This is a genomic window from Caballeronia sp. dw_276, assembly GCF_018449635.1.
GTDB lineage: Bacteria > Pseudomonadota > Gammaproteobacteria > Burkholderiales > Burkholderiaceae > Caballeronia.
On record NZ_JAAVUV010000002.1, the window covers coordinates 536,568 to 551,531 of the forward strand.

Here is a 14,964-nt window from a genome sequence, read left to right on the forward strand (position 1 = left end):
TCGAGAAAACAGATGCGTCGAACGCGGCGGAGATTTCACTCCACGATATTCCAGCGTCCTGACTTTTGGATCAAGGACGGCCCGGTGCACCGGGCGTCACTGCGCGACTCCATTGCCGCCTACAGGTACGTCATCCCATGCCTGCTCGATTGCCTGAAGCGCGCTCAAAACAATCGACCGGTTCAGCGCTGCAGCAAGCACGCCATCGCGCTCCGCATACGCCTCGCAAAGTCGCTGATGATCGGCGCAAGAACGCTGCAGACGTCCAGGCAGGGACGTACTCAGCCGCCGCAACCGGTTTGTGCGCATACGCATTGAATCGAGCACCTCCTTGAAAATGCCGTTGCCGCACACCCGCAGCTCTTCGTCGCGAAACGCCACGTTCGCCCAGAAATAGCCGTCTACATCGCCCTGCGCTGCAACTTTCGCGAGGCGGCCATGCGCCGCCCAGAGCGATTCGATATCAGCCCCGGTCGCGTTCTCGACTATTGCGGCGGCAACCTGCGCGTAGAGAATCCCACGCAACTGATAGATCTCCCGCACGTCCTTCAGCTTGACCGCCGACACGCGTGGACGATGACGCGGCGGCCAATCGACCAGTCCTTCGCGACTCAGGACGAACAGCGCTTCGCGCACCGGCGTGCGGCTTACGTTGAACCGCTTCGAGAGATCGACAGAGTTCAGGTCGGCGCCCGGCAACAGCCGCCCCTCGATAATGCCGCGCGCCACCCAGTCGACGATCTCCGCGACGGGCGTCGATTCGCCATCCCCTTCGATCGCGCTTCTGTCGACATTCTGGTTCATCGCGGTTCCTCTTTGGGTTCTGTTTCGCGGGCGCGCAACCCGCCGATTCTAGCAATCAACCGTCGCGACCCCGGTACTGCGGGCTTCGGACATTATCCTGAGTCAGACCAAAGTGTGTACATTTTGGCTCTTAAATCTTGCAATTTGGCGATCAGCTTCTATAGACTGACATGATATGTCGACACTTTGGTCGGCAAAATGCCACAAACATTCAGGAGACGGGCTCATGTCCATGATCGACCGGCGTCACTTTTTGAAGACCAGTGCTGCGAGTGCGCTGGTATCGGCGACTGCCAGCAAAACGGTTTTTGCTCAAACGCCGGACGCAAGCAGCGCAGCCTCGGCGCCCGCGAGCGGCATCAACGCGCGCCCGCCGAAAGTCACACGCATCCTTGCGGAATTCATCGTCAAAACCGGTTATTCAGACCTGCCCGCGCCGGCTCGCAAGGAAGGCGTGCGGACGTTGATGAACTGGGTCGGCGTCGCGGTCGGTGGGTCCCATGACGAGACAGTGAACCGGGCGGTCGCGGCACTCACGCCGTTTTCGGGACCTCCGCAGGCAAACCTGCTCGGGCGCACCGAGCGCTTCGACATCATGAATGCGGCATTCATCAACGGTGTCAGCAGTCATATCTTCGATTACGACGATACACATCTGAAGACGATCATCCATCCCGCCGGTCCGGTCGTCTCCGCGATTCTGGCGTTTTCGCAATATCGTCCGGTGTCGGGCAAGGACTTTCTGAACGCGCTCGTGCTCGGCGTGGAAACGGAATTGCGCATAGGCAATGCCGTGTACCCGAATCATTACGATGTCGGTTGGCATATCACCGGCACGTGCGGCGTGTTCGGTGCGGCTGCGGCGACCGGCAAGCTGATGGGTCTGACTGTTCAGCAAATGGTGTGGGCGTTGGGCCTCGCCGCATCGCAGCCTGTCGGCTTGCGTGAGTCGTTTGGCTCGATGAACAAGAGCTTCAACCCTGGACGCGCCGCCGCGAACGGGATCTTCGCCGCGCTGTTGGCGGAGAAGAACTACACCAGTTCCGATGGCATGATCGAAGCGAAACGGGGATGGGCGAACACCATCAGCACCAAACAGGATTATCGTGAAATCACCGAAGGCCTCGGCTCGCATTACGAGTCGACACTGAACACATACAAGCCATTTGCGTGCGGTATCGTGATTCACCCGGCCATTGACGCCGCGATCCAGCTTCGCAATCAAAATCATCTGACGGCTGATCAGATCGATCGTATCGATCTTCGGGTCCATCCTCTCGTCATTGAACTGACCGGCAAGAAGACGCCGCAGATCGGACTCGAGGGCAAGTTCAGCATCTATCACGCGGTGGCGGTCGCCGTGATCGATGGCGCTGCCGGCGAGAAGCAGTTCAGCGACGCGAAGGTGCGTGACCCGGTGACGGTCGCGCTGCGCGACAAGGTGAACGCCATCATTGACCCGTCGATCAAACCAGAACAGGTCGACATGACGATCACGCTAAAGGACGGCCGGAAGCTGCATAAGTTTATCCAGCATGCAATTGGCAGCACCGAGGTGCCTATGACGGATCAACAGCTAGAGAAGAAATTCTCGGATCTGGCCGAAGGTATTCTTTCGCCTGATCGAACGCGCAAATTGATGGATACGTGCTGGCATGTGGAGCAACTGGATAACGCCGGTGACATCGCGCTTGCTGCGCTACCGCAATAGTGATTCGTGAACCACAACTTTGCGCTTTTTCTGGCCGATCAACTGTTTTGGACGTAGAGGGCGCCCGATGCCCGCCACGTGGCCAGATTCCCCATTTCATTTCAACAATACTTGAAATATCGAATCGAATGCCTTATCGTTCGGTGCATGAATTCCGATCTCGTTGTACGCGCCCTGAGTGCGCTCGCACATGAATCGCGCCTCGCGATTTTCCGCTTGCTGGTTGTAGCCGGCCCGGATGGCATGGCCGCTGGCGAAATAGCGAAGCAACTCGGGCTTTCCCCGTCAAGCCTGTCGTTTCATCTCAAGGATCTGTCACATGCGGACCTGGTGAAGCCACGGCAAGAAAGCCGCTTCATCATCTACACCGCGAATTTCGACGCCATGACGGGCCTGATCGGCTTTCTGACGGAAAATTGCTGCGCCGGCGCGACGTGCGCGGCGAGCGCCCCTCCTGACTGCTGCGCCACTTCCGATGATGCGCGTGAAGCCGGCAGGGAAATCGAATGAGCAGTACTGATACAGCGGTTAGCCCCCCACGGTTGGAAATCGCGTTTTTCGAACGCTATCTGACAGTCTGGGTCGCGCTCTGCATCGTGGGCGGCATTCTGCTTGGGCAGCTCCTTCCGCATCTCTTTCAGGCGATTGGCCGCATGGAAGTGGCGCAGGTCAATCTCCCGGTTGGCGTGCTCATCTGGGTGATGATCATTCCGATGCTGGTCAAGATCGATTTTTCCGCGATGACTCAGGTCAAGCGTCAGTGGCGAGGCATCGGCGTCACGCTGTTTGTGAACTGGTTCGTCAAACCGTTTTCAATGGCGCTGCTCGGCTGGATCTTCATCCGCCATGTGTTCGCGCCGTGGCTTCCCGCCGGTCAGCTCGACAGCTATATCGCAGGCCTGATCCTGCTGGCGGCTGCCCCCTGCACGGCGATGGTGTTCGTCTGGTCACAGCTCTGCAAGGGCGATCCTTATTTCACGTTATCGCAAGTGGCGCTGAACGACGCAATCATGATCGTGGCCTTCGCGCCGCTCGTCGCATTGTTGCTGGGTTTGTCGGCCATTACGGTGCCTTGGGACACGCTGATTATTTCCGTCGGCCTTTACATCATCATTCCAGTCATCCTTGCTCAGTTATTGCGTCGAATTCTGATGGCGAAGGGCGAGGCGCATTTTCGGAAGACCATCGCTCGTCTCGGCCCCTATTCGATCTGCGCGCTGCTCGCAACCCTGGTGCTGCTCTTCGCCTTCCAGGGGCAGGCGATCGTCAAGGAACCGCTGGTCATTGCAATGCTGGCCGTGCCGATCCTCATCCAGGTGTTTTTCAACTCCAGCCTCGCCTACTTGCTGAACCGGCGCCTCGGTGTCGCGCATTGCGTGGCGGGCCCGTCGAGCCTGATCGGCGCGAGCAATTTCTTCGAGCTTTCGGTCGCCACTGCAATCAGCCTGTTCGGGTTTCACTCAGGCGCGGCGCTTGCCACCGTGGTCGGGGTGCTGATCGAGGTGCCGGTAATGCTGCTCGTTGTCAGCATCGTCAATCGATCGCAACATTGGTACGAAGCGAAACACAGCATCAGGAATGCCGAATGACACAGGATCTTCCAAACATCAGCATGCCGCACCTCGACACAGCGGATCTGCGCAAGCTCGAACCGTGCGCGGTTTCGCAGCACGCCCCACGAATCCTGCTGCTGTATGGCTCGTTGCGCCCTACGTCATACAGCCGCCTCATGACGCTCGAAGCCGAACGCATCCTGCGCCATTTCGGCGCGGAAACGCGAGTGTTCGATCCGCACGGCTTGCCGATAACCGACAGCGTCGCTGCCGATCATCCGAAAGTGGCCGAACTACGCGCACTCTCGGAGTGGTCGGAAGGACAGGTGTGGTGCAGCCCGGAGCGTCACGGCACGTTGACCGCCGTCTTCAAGAACCAGATCGACTGGCTACCGCTCGAAAGCGGCGGCGTCCGTCCAACACAAGGGCGAACGCTCGCCGTGATGCAGGTATGCGGCGGATCACAATCGTTCAACGCGGTCAACGCGTTGCGCGTGCTCGGCCGCTGGATGCGCATGGTGACCATTCCGAACCAGTCGTCGGTGGCGAAGGCCTGGCAGGAATTCGATGCAAGCGGGCGGATGAAACCATCGGCTTATTACGATCGCGTCGTCGACGTGATGGAGGAGCTGTACAAGTTCACGCTGCTCGTGCGCGATCGCTCGGATTACCTGACCGATCGTTACAGCGAGCGCAAAGAAGCGCATCCGGAGCGTGCAACGACGCTGGCGAGCGCCGCGATGAACCATGAGGCAGTAAGCGTGAATGCTGATACCGACGAAAGCGAAACCGAGTGACGGCGCCCGCAGCGCTATCGGGCCGTTGGCACCAGAGATCATCCATTCTCAAACTATACGATTCGATCCTGAGGCTCGTCGACCTGCTGGAAAAACCAAACGATCTGCAACATCCAGGCGCGCTGATTCAACGAGAGATCATCTATCGCAGTCACGAGACCGGCGTGCGCGCGTTTCAGGCACGCCGTATCCTCCTGGGAGAAAATCTGGATGCGGCGACGGCCGCAGCGCGCAGTTGAAAACCGATCATGTGTGATGGGACCTTTGGAATCGAGGAGACAAAAAATGAAAGTAGAAGGCCGTTGCCATTGCGGTGCGATCGCTTACGAAGCCATTGTCGATCCCCAAAAGGCGGGCTTGTGTCACTGCACCGATTGTCAGACGCTCTCCGGCGCACCCTTTCGCGCGAGCGTTCCCGCAATGGCCGGCGACTTCACGATTTTGCGCGGCCAGCCGAAGGTCTACATCAAGACTGCGGAGTCCGGTACAAAACGCGCCCAGGCTTTTTGCGCCGACTGCGGCACGCCCATCTACGCCTCTGCCGCCGATAACCCCACCCAGTTCAATCTCCGCCTTGGCGCAATAGCGCAGCGCGCGCAGATACCCGCGCTCAAGCAAGGCTGGTGCAGCTCGGCGCTTGCGTGGGCCAGGGACATCGAAGATCTGCCGGAATCTTCGCAACGCTGAGTTCGGGCGATTGCGAGCGAAACAAACATCAAATAACCGGTCCGCGCCGCCCTCCCTTTCGCACCCAAATAACGCTCATCGAACGCCCGATGCCCGCCTCAGGGCAAAATACGGGTTTCGCGGCCGTTGCGCGCCCCTCCCTTCGTGGTGGCGCGCGGCTTGCAACCACGGCTTGCAATCACATTACCGAATTATGGAAACTCCGCCGGGCGCTTGTCCCGCCGGTGTCAAAGGACAGTTTGTCCTCGAAAAAGTACATCAGGAGTCGTTTATGAGTGATTCGAATGCGTCGTTCCTCAGCAGATTTTCGCTGGCCGTAGGAACGTTCTTCGCCATCCTGGGCGACCGCGAAGTCGCTGCCGGCGTGCGCCGCGTGCGCAACGGCGAAGCCGCGGCCCCCGAGCCATCGCCGGCCCCTACACCTGCTCCCGTCGTCCGGACGATAAAAGAAGCCACCCCCGACGCCGCCCTTCAACTGCTCGGGCTGCTGCAGCGCGATGCCCGCTTTATCGATTTCATCGAGGAAGACGTGGCGGCCTATTCCGATGCCGAGATCGGCGCCGCCGCCCGCCTCGTTCACGACGGCTGCCGCACGACCCTGCGCGAACATTTCACCATTCGCCCGGTGCGCACGGAAGCCGAGGGCAGCCGCGTCACGCTGGAAGATGGTTTCGACGCCAGCGCCAATCGCCTCACCGGCAATGTGGTCGGGCAAGCACCGTTCACCGGCAACCTGAGCCATCGCGGCTGGAAAGTCGAACAGGTCCGCCTGCCGAAGCTGACGGAAAGCCACGATGCAACGGTGATCGCGCCGGCCGAGGTGGAACTATGAGCGACGCGCGCTATTCCATTGGCATCGACCTGGGCACGACGCATTGCGCGCTTTCCTACGTCGATCTCACCGCAAGCGATGGCGAGAAAAGCACGCAAAGCGTCTTGCCGGTCACCCAACTCACTGGGCCGGGCGCGATCGAGGAACTTGAGTTGCTGCCGTCGTTTCTCTACCTGCCGCATCCGAGCGAATTCAGTCCCGGCGACCTGAACCTGCCGTGGACGGCCGAACGTGATTTCGCGGTCGGCGAACTCGCGCGCAATCGCGGGGCGGCGACGCCTATCCGCCTGGTATCGAGTGCGAAAAGCTGGCTCTGTCATCCGGGCGTCGACCGGCGCGCGGCGATCTTGCCGAACGACGCGCCGCCCGAAGTCACGCGCGTTTCGCCGCTCGAAAGCTCGGTGCGTTATCTGACGCATTTGCGCGAGGCGTGGAATCACGCGCATCCGGAGGCGCCGTTCAGCGAGCAGGAAGTCACTGTCACGATCCCCGCTTCCTTCGATCCCGCCGCGCGCGATCTCACCGCCGAAGCAGCCGAAGCGGCGGGTTTCAGCCGCATGACCTTGCTGGAAGAACCGCAGGCCGCGCTGTATAGCTGGATCGAGATGAGCAGCGGCCAGTGGCGCAAGCAGGTCCGGGTCGGCGACGTGATCCTCGTCGTCGATGTCGGCGGCGGCACCACGGACTTCTCGCTGATCGCGGTGATCGAACGCGAAGGGAATCTGGAGTTGCATCGGATTGCGGTGGGCGAGCACATCCTGCTTGGCGGCGACAACATGGACCTCGCGCTCGCCTACGTGGTCGCGCGCAAACTCGCGACGCAAGGCACGCAGCCCGACGCGTGGCAGCTTCGCGCGCTGACCTACGCGTGCCGATCGGCGAAGGAAACCCTTCTCACCGATCCGGCTACGCAAACCGTTCCGCTCGTCGTGCCGAGCCGGGGATCGAAGTTGATCGGCGGTTCGATCCGCACCGAACTCACGCGCGCGGAACTCACGCAGACCATCCTGGACGGCTTCTTCCCGCAAGCCGATCGTGCCGACCGGCCGGTGAGCCGCGCACGCGTGGGCCTTACGCAACTCGGCCTGCCGTACGCGCAGGACGCGGCCATTCCGCGTCATCTCGCGGCCTTCCTTGGCCGTCAAGTGAATGCGCTGAACGAGATCGAAGGCCTGCAAAACACGCTCCCCGAAGGCGCCAGTTTCCTGCATCCCACCGCCGTGCTGTTCAACGGCGGCGTGTTCAAGTCGGACCTGCTGGCCAATCGCATTCTCGATACCGTCAACGGCTGGCTCGCAACCGAAAACGCGCCGCCCGCTCGTCTGCTTGCGGGCGGCGACCTGGACCGCGCTGTCGCGCGCGGCGCGGCGTATTACGGCTATGTACGGCGCGGCAAAGGCGTGCGGATTCGCGGCGGCACGGCGCGTTCGTACTACGTCGCAATCGAATCGGCGATGCCCGCCGTACCCGGCATCGAACCGCCTGTTCAGGCGCTTTGTCTTGCGCCCTTCGGCATGGAAGAAGGCACCGAAGCCGCATTGCCGCCGCAGGAATTCGGGCTTGTCGTGGGCGAGCCGGTACATTTCCGGTTCTTTGGTTCATCGGTGAGAAGGCAGGATCAGGTCGGCACGTTGCTCGACTTCTGGGGACCCGAGGAGTTGCAGGAACTCGAAGAAATCCAGGCGACGCTCCCGACCGTTGGCCGCACTCCCGGCGAAGTCGTGCCTGTGAAGCTGCACGCGCGGATCACCGAAGCCGGGACGCTCGAACTGGAAGCCTTGCCGCGCGATTCGGGCGAGCGCTGGAAAGTCGAGTTCGATGTCCGCGCGAATGCAAACGCGAACGGCTAAGCGCCAATGAAGCAATACATCGTCGGGATCGATCTCGGCACGAGCAACACGGTCGTGGCGTACGCGGACGCGGGCTCGAAAGAGATCCGCGTCTTCGATATCGACCAGCTCGTGAGTCCCGGCGAAGTCGCGGGCCGGCCGCTGCTGCCGTCCGCGCGTTATCACCCGGCACCGGGAGAACTGAATCCCGGCGACCTTCAACTGCCTTGGGCCGACGCCAATCCCGTCGAAGGTCCGCAAGCGGTGATCGGCCGCCTTGCGCGAACGCTCGGCGCGCAAGTGCCGGGCCGGCTCGTTGCGAGCGCGAAAAGCTGGTTGTCGCATGCATCGGTGGATCGCGTTGCGCCGATCCTGCCGTGGGGCGCGCCGGATGATATCGGCAAGGTCTCGCCCGTGACGGCGAGCGCGAGTTATCTCGCGCACGTGCGCGCGGCGTGGAATGCGCATTTCCCGCACGCGCGTCTCGAAACGCAGGACGTGGTGCTGACTGTGCCCGCTTCCTTCGACGACGGCGCCCGCGCCCTCACGCTCGAAGCCGCGCGCATGGCCGGCCTGCCGCAATTGCGCCTGCTTGAAGAACCGCAAGCGGCGTTCTACGACTGGTTGTTCCAGCACCGCGCCACGCTCGATTCAGAGTTGTCGCAAACCCGCCTCGTCCTGATTTGCGATGTCGGCGGCGGCACGACCGATCTCACGTTGATCAAGGTCGAGCTGAAAGATGGCGAGCCCGAGCTGACCCGGATCGGCGTCGGCAATCATTTGATGCTCGGCGGCGACAACATGGATCTGGCGCTCGCGCATCTCGTCGAAGCGCGGCTGACGACGTCGTCTGCGAGGTTATCGGCGGGGAGTTTGTCGCAACTGGTCGAAAGATGCCGCGCCGCCAAGGAACAGCTTCTCGGCGCAAACGCGCCTGAAAGCATGTCGATCACGCTGCTGGGCGCAGGCTCGCGGATGATCGGCGGCGCGCGTTCGGTCGAAGTGACGCGGCGCGAAGTGGAACAGATCATCGTCGATGGATTTTTTCCGCTGGTTGCATCGGGCGACCGGCCTCGGCGTTCGCGCAGCGCGATCGTCGAGTTCGGTTTGCCCTATGCCGCCGATGCCGGCATCACGCGGCACATCGCGGCGTTCCTGAATCAGCACACGGCGCAATCGCGCGAGGCTTTGGGAACGTCTGAAGCCGAAGCCGATGCCGCCACGTTGCCGGTCCCCGACACCCTGCTGCTCAACGGCGGCGTGTTCCGCGCCGAAGCGCTCGTCGAGCGTCTCGCCAATACGCTCGGCTCATGGCGCGGGAATGCGCTGCACGCGCTGCACAACGACAACCCGGATGTTGCGGTGGCACGCGGCGCGGTCGCGTATGGCCTTGCGCGCGGCGGGCTCGGGCCGCGCATTGGCGGCGGCGCAGCGCGCAACTACTTCCTCGTGCTCGAAGATGAAGGCAGCGGCGACAACAAAAACCAGCAAGGCATCTGTCTCCTGCCGCGCGGCACGGAAGAAGGCCGCGAAGTGTTCTTGCAGGATCGCGTGTTCACGCTGCTGCTTGGACATCCGGTGCGGTTCCATCTGGTTTCATCGACGGGGGACAGGGCTTATCAACCCGGCGAGCTCGTCGATCTTTCCGGGGGCGACTTCGTTCGCCTGCCGCCCATAGCCACCGTCGTGCAGCCACGCTCGGCCAAAGGTCCACGCGAAACGCCGGTGCAGCTTTCGGCGTCGTTGACGGAGGTGGGGACGCTGGAAGTGCATTGCATCGATCAAGCCGATCCATCCAAGCGATGGCAGCTCGAATTCCAGTTGCGCCGCGAAGCCGCGGCCGACTCCTCGGCTGCGCATGTGCTCCATCCATCGTATGACAAGGCACTTGAGCAGATCGATCGCGCATTCGGCGACCGCGCGCATGGTGTCGACCCGAAGGAAGTCAAGCGCCTGCGCGCGCAACTCGAACATCTGCTCGGCCCGCGCGATACATGGGACAGCGCGCTGCTTCGCGAACTGTTCGGCGCGCTATGGGAACGCGCGCGCCGGCGCCGGCGCTCGGCGGATCACGAGCGCCTGTGGCTGAATCTCGCCGGTTATTGCCTGCGCCCGGGTTTCGGTTATCCGCTCGATGAATGGCGTGTCGAACAACTCTGGTCGCTGTTCGACGACGGCATCCAGTACGTGAACGACGCCCAAGTCTGGTCCGAATGGTGGACCCTATGGCGGCGCGCGGCGGGCGGCTTGCACGAGGCTCAACAAACCGCCGTGCTGGATGCCGTGGACTACGTGCAATCCATCGCCACGTCGCGCACGAAAACGAAGGCGCCCTTCGATGCATCGAAAACCGGTTATGCCGATATGGTGCGGCTCGCGGCATCGCTTGAACGCGTGCCTGTAGAGCGCAAGATCGACGCCGCGCAAAAGCTGTTCGCGCGGCTGGCGAAGCCGTCGGAGAATCATCATGGATGGTGGGCGATCGGGCGCCTCGGTGCGCGCCGGCCGTTCTACGGCAGCGCGCATGGCGTTGTGCCGCCGGATATCGCGGCGCAATGGCTCGATGAAATTTTCGCGCTCGACTGGAAGAAGGTCGAACCCGCCGCGTTCGCCGCTGCGCAGATCGCGCGTCTGACCGGCGATCGTTCGCGCGATCTGCCCGATGACGTTCGCGCGCGTGTGGTTCATCGGCTGGAAAATGCGGCCGCGCCGAAAAGCTGGATCGAGATGGTGCGCGAAGTCGTGGAACTCGATAAAGCCGACGAAGGCCGGGTATTCGGCGAATCGTTGCCGCCGGGGTTAAAACTCGTCACGAGTACGTGAAGAGAGCAGCGCTTCTATAATCGCGGCTTCCCAACCCGCGACCATTCCTATCATGAGACTGCCTGGCTGGGCGTTGCCCGCGACCGCTCTGCTTTGCGCATCGCCGGCGTTTGCGCAACAAAACCCGTCCCACGATGAGTTCTTCTGGCTCGGCGAAATCAACAAGGCGACCGTTGTCATCAATACGGACGAAGGCCTGCTCGACAAATCCATGGCGCCTCGTCTGGCGGCAGGGGTAGCCAAAGTCATCGCGGATGGAAACCAGCCGGGCGCCAAACGTCCGAAGACGGTGATCACGTTCGAGCCGCTTTTGATCAAAGCCGCCGGCGAAGACATCACGTTGCTGCACGCCGGGCGTTCGAGCCAGGACATGCACGCCACGTACCGCTCCGCCGTTCTGCGTGACGATCTGCTCGACCTCGCCGATCAGCTCAACCAGACGACCGCGACCATCGTGCGTCTCGCCGATAAATACAAAGCCACCGTCGTGCCGAATTACACGAACGGCGTGGCGGCGCAGCCCAACAGTTACGGTCACTACTTGCTCGGCTACGTTGCGGGCCTCGATCGCGATGCACAGCGAATCCGCGAGGCATACCAGCGCGTGGACCGTTCATCGATGGGCACAACAGTGCTTAATGGCACAAGCTGGCCGCTCGATCGCGAACGCATGGCGAAGTATCTCGGCTTCAACGCAATCGTCGATAACGCATACGACGCATCGCAAATTTCCTCTGTCGATGAACCCGTGGAAGCTGGCGCTATCGTCACGAGCGTCGGGTTGCATACCGGCAGTTTCATCCAGGACGTGATGACGCAATACGCCGAATCGCGCCCGTGGATCCTGTTGCAGGAAGGCGGCGCGAACACGTATGTATCGAGCGCGATGCCGCAAAAGCGCAATCCGGGATTATTGATCCGCACGCGCACGGATGCATCGACCGCGATATCGCAGGCCGAAGGCGTTGTCATGCAGGCGCACAACCTGCCGCCCGGCATGAGCGACCCGAAGGATGTGAAAGCCAACACGGAAATGATCGAAAGCGGCATTGCCGCGTTGAAGGGCTGGAACGAAGTGATGAACTCGCTCGTGATCAACCCGGAACGCGCGCTCGAAGAACTCAACAGCGACTGGACCGCATCGCAGGAAGTCGCCGATGTACTCATGCGCAAATACAAGTTGCCATTCCGTGTCGGGCACCATTTCGCATCGAACATGGTGGAATTTGCGCGGCAAAAGGACATCAAGCCGCTCGACTTTCCTTACGCCGACGCGCAGCGCATTTACACGCAGACGGTCGCCGGCACGCCCTACGCGGGCGATCTGCCGATGAATGAAGCCGAATTCCGCTCGACGCTGAACCCGGTCGCGATCGTCAACAACCGCGCGACAACGGGCGGCCCACAACCGGCCGAGATGGCGCGGATGCTAAACGAAGCGAACAGACGCGTGGCCGATCAGGACAAATGGATCAAGGACCATCGCGCGCACATTTCAAGTTCGCTCGCACGACTCGATACCGACTTTAGCAAAGTGTCAGGTCAGTGACCGAAGAAAACATCGCATTGCACTGAACCGCCGACGCATTGCCGCGGGCGCGACATGTTGCTCGTGGCGCTGCGTGTATCGGCCGCGCCGCCATACGAAGTATCGGACGTGGCCTGCGCCGATGTGTTGGCGTCGTGCACGACGCCGGCTTGTCCGCTCGGACGGACTTGAAGCTGCGCTTGTGACTGCGCTTGTGACTGCATCTCCTGCTGACTTTCCTGCGCAATCGCGCTTCCCGCCATTGCAACCAGCAGCGCGCCACCCACAAACAAGAAACGGGTTTTCATTTCGATACTCCTCGAAACCCGGCGTGTCACCCGTAAGCTTTCTATGAGCGGCTCGCCACTTTTCTGTACGTGCTTTGCAAACACGTGGCAGGGCCGGACAGGCATGAGGCGATCGGTCCGCCCTGTACCTTCAGTTATAGGCCGTGCGCGGCCGATTTCACAGGGATTCGGGCGGCGCCCCGCCCGCTGCGGCACCCTGCTTCCAGTCCCCGCGTAAGTAGGGCTGCGCAAAGCGCCGGGCCGGTCTAATCTGAAGATGTCGTCGCGGCCCGCTCATTGCTAGATGTCTCGGAGCGCCTGAACCTGATCCCGGAGAAAACCCATGATTCACGTCACTACATGGCTGGCATCCATACTGATTGCCATGCTGGCGGTTTTCTTCATCTCGATTGCGTTGCCGAATTCAGCGTCGGAAGAGCTGAACCGCGCGTCGGCGGCCCAGGCAATCTTCACCGGCACGGGCGCGAGCGTGCCGTCAAAGCATGGACTTCCGGTTCCGGTACGGCGCAAAGCCGACTGAAACCGGCGCGTTTGCTCCTGCTCAAATGCGCTTACCCATCGACTCCGCCGTTGCCGATGCCGGCCGAAACGCCAGGCAATAAACCAGAAAACGTCCCGCAAAGATCCCGGCCACGAGGCCTGACACCAGGCCATCGAGCACCACATAAAGCGCATCTGTTCCGGCATGTGTGATCGCCAGTTCGACGCCAAGCCAGAATTTCGATGCAAAAGTCAGCAAGATCAGCGCAAGCGGCACGATAGACCCCGGCAGTGTCACCGTCTTCTGCACACGATCCACCGTCAGCCCCGAGCGGCGGGCAAGCAAAACGCCAGTCCCGATTCCGAGCGCCGCGCCGACGACCCAGGCTAGCCCGGTATTCCACCCGGCGGCCGGTTCTTTCACCAGATGCAGCAAACCCCAGGCAGTGAACACGGCCGGCACGATCGCGAGTTTGCCGAGGGGCGCGGTTCCGCCTTGCATCGCCTTGAAACCGCGCGAAAGCAGATAGGCCAACAAGAACCAGACCCATATCGGCGTGCCGCGCAGAATTGCTTCGATCGACATGGCCATCTCCTTGAATCAATTAATCTTTACAGTGGAAATATTTTGACGTTCAGGGAGATCTTCGTCAACACATCTTTCCATCGTAAAAATTAATGAAAACCGGTGAATCCATTCCTATGCAGAACCGCCGGCAAAAGCCGGCGGCGAATACTGGCGGCGGCGTGAAAAGCGTCAGCCTTTCGTTGCCCCGAAGGTCAGGCCGGCCACGAAATGCCGTTGCATCGCGAAGAACATCAGCACTGAAGGCAGCGCGGCCAGAATCGACCCCGCTGACACCAGGTTCCACGCTGTCACCCATTGGCCCTTGAGCGCGGCCACGCCGACCGTGATGGGCGCGGCTTCATCGCCTTGCGTGAGACACAGGGCCCAGAAGTAATCGTTCCAGACAAACGTGAAGACGAGGATGGCGAGCGCCGCCAACGCCGGACGAATCAGCGGCAGCACGATCCGGAAGAAGACCGTCCACTCGTTCGCGCCTTCAATGCGCGCCGCCTCGACCAATTCGAACGGCAACTGCTTGATGAAGTTGCGCAGGAAAAGCGCGCAAAAACCGGTCTGGAACGAGATATGAAACAGGATCAGCGCGCCGACCGTGTTGAAGATGCCAAGCTGCAATGACAGATCGCGCACGGGAATCATCAGGATCTGGATCGGCACGAAGTTGCCCGCCACGAACGTTGCGAACAACGCCGTGTTGCCGCGAAAGTTGTAGATGGCCAGCGCGAAGCCGGCCATCGATGCAAGCACAATCGATCCAATCACCGCCGGCACCGTGATCAGCACGCTGTTCCACAAGTAGTGAAGCATGGGCGACGTGGTCAGTGCATCGCTGTAATTCGCGATCAGCGAAAAGTGCCGTGGCCAGCCCCAGTAATTGCCTTCGACGAGTTCATCGGAGGAACGAATGGAGGTGACCATCACCGCGATCAACGGCAACAGCCAGATGACCAGCGCGACCGGCAGCGACAGCTTGTAAAGCGCCCGGTTGACGGGCTTCCATTTGGCGACGGGCATCGGAAACATAGT

General features: G+C 61.3%; 15 protein-coding genes. 11 read left to right on the forward strand and 4 right to left on the reverse strand.

What is annotated here, in order from left to right:
- Nucleotides 1–96: 96 nt before the first annotated feature.
- Nucleotides 97–804 (reverse strand): GntR family transcriptional regulator, encoded by a 708-nt coding sequence (locus HB633_RS05400; RefSeq protein WP_213777062.1) that lies wholly within the window; start codon nt 802–804, stop codon nt 97–99.
- Between the two features lie 226 nt (nt 805–1,030).
- Here HB633_RS05400 and HB633_RS05405 point away from each other — a divergent pair, with 226 nt between their 5' ends.
- The 10 genes from HB633_RS05405 to HB633_RS05450 all read left to right on the forward strand — a co-directional run bounded on the left by HB633_RS05405 (nt 1,031) and on the right by HB633_RS05450 (nt 12,585).
- Nucleotides 1,031–2,515 carry an MmgE/PrpD family protein gene (locus HB633_RS05405; protein WP_213777063.1) on the forward strand — a complete coding sequence of 495 codons (1,485 nt, stop codon included), beginning with the start codon at nt 1,031–1,033 and terminating at the stop codon, nt 2,513–2,515.
- Between the two features lie 147 nt (nt 2,516–2,662).
- On the forward strand, nt 2,663–3,025 hold the full coding sequence (locus HB633_RS05410) for a metalloregulator ArsR/SmtB family transcription factor (protein WP_213777065.1): 363 nt from the start codon (nt 2,663–2,665) through the stop codon (nt 3,023–3,025).
- Complete coding sequence (gene arsB, locus HB633_RS05415) at nt 3,022–4,104, forward strand: ACR3 family arsenite efflux transporter (protein ID WP_213777066.1); 1,083 nt, start codon at nt 3,022–3,024, stop codon at nt 4,102–4,104. Before HB633_RS05410 ends, arsB begins: the two co-directional genes overlap by 4 nt.
- Nucleotides 4,101–4,865 (forward strand): arsenical resistance protein ArsH, encoded by a 765-nt coding sequence (arsH, locus tag HB633_RS05420; RefSeq protein WP_213777067.1) that lies wholly within the window; start codon nt 4,101–4,103, stop codon nt 4,863–4,865. The genes arsB and arsH overlap by 4 nt, the downstream gene beginning before the upstream one ends.
- Nucleotides 4,862–5,104: an AraC family transcriptional regulator N-terminal domain-containing protein gene (locus HB633_RS05425; protein ID WP_213777069.1), complete on the forward strand. Its 243-nt coding sequence runs from the start codon at nt 4,862–4,864 to the stop codon at nt 5,102–5,104. Before arsH ends, HB633_RS05425 begins: the two co-directional genes overlap by 4 nt.
- 46 nt (nt 5,105–5,150) lie before the next feature.
- Nucleotides 5,151–5,552, forward strand: a complete 402-nt coding sequence (locus tag HB633_RS05430; RefSeq protein WP_213777070.1) for a GFA family protein — start codon at nt 5,151–5,153, stop codon at nt 5,550–5,552.
- Between the two features lie 271 nt (nt 5,553–5,823).
- Nucleotides 5,824–6,384: a DUF2760 domain-containing protein gene (locus HB633_RS05435; protein ID WP_213777072.1), complete on the forward strand. Its 561-nt coding sequence runs from the start codon at nt 5,824–5,826 to the stop codon at nt 6,382–6,384.
- The gene (locus HB633_RS05440; RefSeq protein ID WP_213777074.1) at nt 6,381–8,234 is read left to right on the forward strand and encodes an Hsp70 family protein; all 1,854 of its coding nucleotides are present in this window, start codon (nt 6,381–6,383) and stop codon (nt 8,232–8,234) included. Before HB633_RS05435 ends, HB633_RS05440 begins: the two co-directional genes overlap by 4 nt.
- Nucleotides 8,235–8,240: 6 nt before the next feature.
- Nucleotides 8,241–11,036 carry an Hsp70 family protein gene (locus tag HB633_RS05445; protein WP_213777075.1) on the forward strand — a complete coding sequence of 932 codons (2,796 nt, stop codon included), beginning with the start codon at nt 8,241–8,243 and terminating at the stop codon, nt 11,034–11,036.
- 52 nt (nt 11,037–11,088) lie between these two features.
- Complete coding sequence (locus HB633_RS05450; RefSeq protein ID WP_213777076.1) at nt 11,089–12,585, forward strand: lyase family protein; 1,497 nt, start codon at nt 11,089–11,091, stop codon at nt 12,583–12,585.
- On the opposite strand, the gene HB633_RS05455 is transcribed toward HB633_RS05450, so the two are convergent.
- On the reverse strand, nt 12,579–12,872 hold the full coding sequence (locus HB633_RS05455) for a hypothetical protein (RefSeq protein ID WP_213777077.1): 294 nt from the start codon (nt 12,870–12,872) through the stop codon (nt 12,579–12,581). The two genes, HB633_RS05450 and HB633_RS05455, sit on opposite strands and share 7 nt — an antisense overlap.
- Nucleotides 12,873–13,194: 322 nt before the next feature.
- Here HB633_RS05455 and HB633_RS05460 point away from each other — a divergent pair, with 322 nt between their 5' ends.
- Complete coding sequence (locus tag HB633_RS05460; protein ID WP_213777079.1) at nt 13,195–13,392, forward strand: hypothetical protein; 198 nt, start codon at nt 13,195–13,197, stop codon at nt 13,390–13,392.
- Between the two features lie 21 nt (nt 13,393–13,413).
- Here HB633_RS05460 and HB633_RS05465 read toward each other — a convergent pair whose 3' ends face one another.
- Both HB633_RS05465 and HB633_RS05470 read right to left on the reverse strand, forming a co-directional pair.
- Nucleotides 13,414–13,938 carry a DUF6622 family protein gene (locus tag HB633_RS05465; RefSeq protein WP_213777080.1) on the reverse strand — a complete coding sequence of 175 codons (525 nt, stop codon included), beginning with the start codon at nt 13,936–13,938 and terminating at the stop codon, nt 13,414–13,416.
- Nucleotides 13,939–14,109: 171 nt separating this feature from the next.
- Nucleotides 14,110–14,961 (reverse strand): carbohydrate ABC transporter permease, encoded by an 852-nt coding sequence (locus HB633_RS05470; protein ID WP_056366310.1) that lies wholly within the window; start codon nt 14,959–14,961, stop codon nt 14,110–14,112.
- Between the last annotated feature and the right edge of the window lie 3 nt (nt 14,962–14,964).

Coding starts and splice junctions, on each gene's coding strand:
- arsH (WP_213777067.1), top strand. CDS start 4,101: ATGACACAGGATCTTCCAAACATCAGCATGCCGCACCTCGACACAGCG.
- HB633_RS05410 (WP_213777065.1), top strand. CDS start 2,663: ATGAATTCCGATCTCGTTGTACGCGCCCTGAGTGCGCTCGCACATGAA.
- HB633_RS05455 (WP_213777077.1), bottom strand. CDS start 12,872: ATGAAAACCCGTTTCTTGTTTGTGGGTGGCGCGCTGCTGGTTGCAATG.
- HB633_RS05460 (WP_213777079.1), top strand. CDS start 13,195: ATGATTCACGTCACTACATGGCTGGCATCCATACTGATTGCCATGCTG.
- HB633_RS05440 (WP_213777074.1), top strand. CDS start 6,381: ATGAGCGACGCGCGCTATTCCATTGGCATCGACCTGGGCACGACGCAT.
- HB633_RS05400 (WP_213777062.1), bottom strand. CDS start 804: ATGAACCAGAATGTCGACAGAAGCGCGATCGAAGGGGATGGCGAATCG.
- HB633_RS05465 (WP_213777080.1), bottom strand. CDS start 13,938: ATGTCGATCGAAGCAATTCTGCGCGGCACGCCGATATGGGTCTGGTTC.
- HB633_RS05435 (WP_213777072.1), top strand. CDS start 5,824: ATGAGTGATTCGAATGCGTCGTTCCTCAGCAGATTTTCGCTGGCCGTA.
- HB633_RS05405 (WP_213777063.1), top strand. CDS start 1,031: ATGTCCATGATCGACCGGCGTCACTTTTTGAAGACCAGTGCTGCGAGT.
- HB633_RS05430 (WP_213777070.1), top strand. CDS start 5,151: ATGAAAGTAGAAGGCCGTTGCCATTGCGGTGCGATCGCTTACGAAGCC.
- HB633_RS05445 (WP_213777075.1), top strand. CDS start 8,241: ATGAAGCAATACATCGTCGGGATCGATCTCGGCACGAGCAACACGGTC.
- arsB (WP_213777066.1), top strand. CDS start 3,022: ATGAGCAGTACTGATACAGCGGTTAGCCCCCCACGGTTGGAAATCGCG.
- HB633_RS05470 (WP_056366310.1), bottom strand. CDS start 14,961: ATGTTTCCGATGCCCGTCGCCAAATGGAAGCCCGTCAACCGGGCGCTT.
- HB633_RS05450 (WP_213777076.1), top strand. CDS start 11,089: ATGAGACTGCCTGGCTGGGCGTTGCCCGCGACCGCTCTGCTTTGCGCA.